The sequence below is a fragment of the Deltaproteobacteria bacterium genome (genome assembly GCA_030654105.1).
GTDB lineage: Bacteria > Desulfobacterota > SM23-61 > SM23-61 > SM23-61 > JAHJQK01.
Genome location: JAURYC010000007.1, coordinates 1 through 3,053, shown reverse-complemented (window position 1 = coordinate 3,053; position 3,053 = coordinate 1). Strand labels below are relative to the sequence as shown.

3 protein-coding genes are annotated in these 3,053 nt (G+C 51.3%); all 3 read right to left on the bottom strand.

Annotation, left to right across the window (positions count from 1 at the left end; translation table 11 throughout):
- A partial coding sequence (locus Q7V48_00250) for a multiheme c-type cytochrome (protein ID MDO9209175.1) occupies positions 1-1,145 on the bottom strand: 1,145 nt, incomplete at its 3' end.
- 75 nt (positions 1,146-1,220) lie between these two features.
- Positions 1,221-1,364 (bottom strand): hypothetical protein, encoded by a 144-nt coding sequence (locus tag Q7V48_00245; GenBank protein MDO9209174.1) that lies wholly within the window; start codon positions 1,362-1,364, stop codon positions 1,221-1,223.
- A 9-nt stretch (positions 1,365-1,373) separates the two neighbouring features.
- A complete protein-coding gene (gene radA, locus Q7V48_00240) occupies positions 1,374-2,744 on the bottom strand; it encodes a DNA repair protein RadA (protein ID MDO9209173.1) in 1,371 nt (456 codons plus the stop codon).
- Positions 2,745-3,053 lie beyond the last annotated feature (309 nt).

The window sequence follows — 3,053 nt, the reverse complement described above, 5'->3', positions numbered from 1 at the left end:
GCGGATGGCGGATTTTTCTGGAGGTAAGTGGGGTAATGGAAGTTGGGGCTATTTCCGGTATTATGACATTTTCGACACTGGTCTTCGCCAATCGGGGAGAGACGCTTCCGCAGATCCGGATGCCCTTCTGTCGGGCCGTGGCAGGCTTCACACTGCACATTTTCAAAGAAAGCATTAGGATTCCTGACAATTCCCAATCCGGTGGTGTGGCAGGCCAGACAGGTCGGGTCGGAAGATTTGTTGTTCCGGGATAAGGTTTGATACGCCCGGGCATGGGAAGTATTCATCCAGCTTGGATGTTGCTGCGGATGACAGGGAAGGCAGTAATTTTCTCCCATGAATAAAGGAGTCGCAGGAATGGCCACCTGGCGGCGGGTGGGGGCGGGACTTTTCCTGGGACTTATCGGCGGTAATGTTTGCAGGAGCTTTTGCAGGTCAATCTTATACTGGTTGAGCCATTCTTGTACCTGAGGATGATCGGTAAATTTCGTAGTGAGGGAAACGAGTTGGTAGTGAGAATAAAGAGTCTTTTGCTCGACGAAAAAATCCACTTGACCCAGGTGCTCCCCTCGAGATCCGGCAATGATGATTTCTGAACGGTTGGCTTCAATGGGATTCAACTGATGATGCGGGACGTGACCGCTTAGAATAAATTGGATACCCGGGACATTCTTGGCGAGCATTTCCTGCTCAGGCAATTCCATATGGCCCAGGACAGCTATGACCTGACATTTTTCCTTCTTTAACTCGGCGACGAATTTTTTGGCAACTTCGATTGGATCGGCAAGGTAGTACTTTTTGCTTTCTTCGGGGGGACCTCCTAAGGAAATCTCCTTGGAAACTAAGCCTAAAAGACCGATTTTGACTCCCGCGAATTCTTTTATTAGGTAAGGTTTGAAAACAGGTTTATGGGTTTGGGCGACCATGAGATTGGCGGCCAAAAAAGGGAAATGGGCCCGTTTACTCATCCGGATGATTTCGCCCACTCCGAAGGAAAAGTCGAGTTCTCCGGGAGTAAAAGCATCGTAGCCCATTAGGTTATAAGTTTTCATGTAAAGTTCAGCTTTGAGGTCTCCTATTTTTTTCTCGTTGGGATTACCCGTGGGGGGGCGATAATAAAGAAGGTCGCCTGTATCCACCAGGATTACATTTGGCTTCTCCCGCCGTAACTGTTCGATGCAGGTCGCCCGCCTGGCCAGACCGCCAAGCAGATTATCCCGTCAGCCACAGGGTTCTACTTCACCGTAAACGTTGGAGGAAAAAATTATGGTGATGATCCGGTCCGGGCTGGGAGTCGGAGGTTGCCCCCATAGGGAGAGGGGAAAGAGACAGACCAAAAAAATTCCTAATAAGTATTTTTTCATCAAAAATCCTCAAAAAAGGGTTTCTAAGGCTTCTTCCACCGAGCCTATACCGACGATCTCTATTCCAGAAAATTCGAGGGTTATTCGGGAGCGGTTACTCTTCGGCAATAGACAACGTTTAAAACCCAGCTTGGATGCTTCTTTCATACGCATTTCTGCCTGGTGGATGCCGCGCACCTCGCCAGCCAACCCAACTTCTCCGATGACCATGGTTTTAGAAGGGATGGGTTTATCGAGAAAAGAAGATGCCACGGCCGAGACCACGCCCAGGTCGACAGCCGGTTCCTCTACGCGAACACCACCCGCCACATTGACGAAAATATCCTGCTGGGCCAAGTTCATTCCCACTTTTTTCTCCAGAACGGCTACCAGCAATGAAACCCGGTTGGGATCTACACCAATGGCTGTACGCCGGGGCATGCCGTAGGAGGTGGGGCTGACCAGGGCCTGGAGTTCCACGAGGATGGGCCGGGAGCCTTCCAGGCTGGAAATGACCACCGATCCGGGAACGTCTATAGGGCGTTCAGCCAGAAAGAGTTCCGAAGGGTTGGCCACTTCTTCCAGCCCGCCGTCTTTCATCTCAAATACGCCGATTTCATTCGTGGACCCGAAACGATTCTTCACGGCCCGCAGGATGCGGTAGGGATGCCCCCTGTCTCCCTCGAAGTAAAGCACTGTGTCCACTATATGCTCCAGGACTCGCGGCCCGGCGATGGCTCCTTCCTTGGTTACGTGCCCAATGAGAAAAGTGGAAAGGCCGGTGGATTTGGACAGGAGCATGAGCTTTCCGGCAGATTCCCGCACCTGGCTGATTGATCCGGGAGCAGATTGGAGTTGAGACGTAAAAACGGTTTGAATGGAATCAATGACCGCAACTTTCGGTTTTAGCTTTTTAAGGTCGTCGATAATCTTTTCCAGTGAGTTTTCAGCCAGGACATAAAGATTCTGGGAGGAAACTCCGATCCGGTCCGCCCGTATCTTGGTTTGGCGAAGCGATTCTTCACCGGAGATATAAAGGACGTTGACCCCTTTCCCGGCCAGTTTATCCAATGCCTGCAAAAGAAGGGTGGATTTGCCAATCCCCGGGTCGCCGCCAATGAGGACGACAGAACCAATGACCAAACCCCCTCCCAGAACGCGATCGAATTCGCTGACATCGGTTTTTAACCTTCCTTCTTCGCTAGTATCGATGGCTGTGATGGCTTGCGGAGGAAAATCCTGCCCGGAGATCGAGATGGCCTGGGCTGAACGTTCCGGTAGGGACGATACTTGCTCTTCGACGAAAGAATTCCAGGAGCCGCAATCCGGGCACTTGCCCAACCATTTCGGGGCTTGATAACCGCAGTTCTGGCAACCAAAAACGGTTTTAATCTTAGTCATAGTTGCAAGAGAAACAAAGTTTTTATGATTATAAATTGGCTACTTCTCCAAAGTCAACGCCTAAACCAAACCTTCCCCCCCTTCACTTTTCAATAGGTGGATGAATTTACTTTGATTAACGGAGCTCGGACGGGAGGGTGATGAAAGAGGGGGCACCGGCGGGAAAAAGATCTGTTGCGAACCCGTGCTTGCCTTCCGCCAAGGAAGGCGGAATCGAAGGAAGGGAGGGCATTCTCGGCGGCAGCCCCGCCCTGTCCATTGAAAGGATTACCGCCTTGTGCTCCCGAGAGATTCACCCTCCCGTCCGAG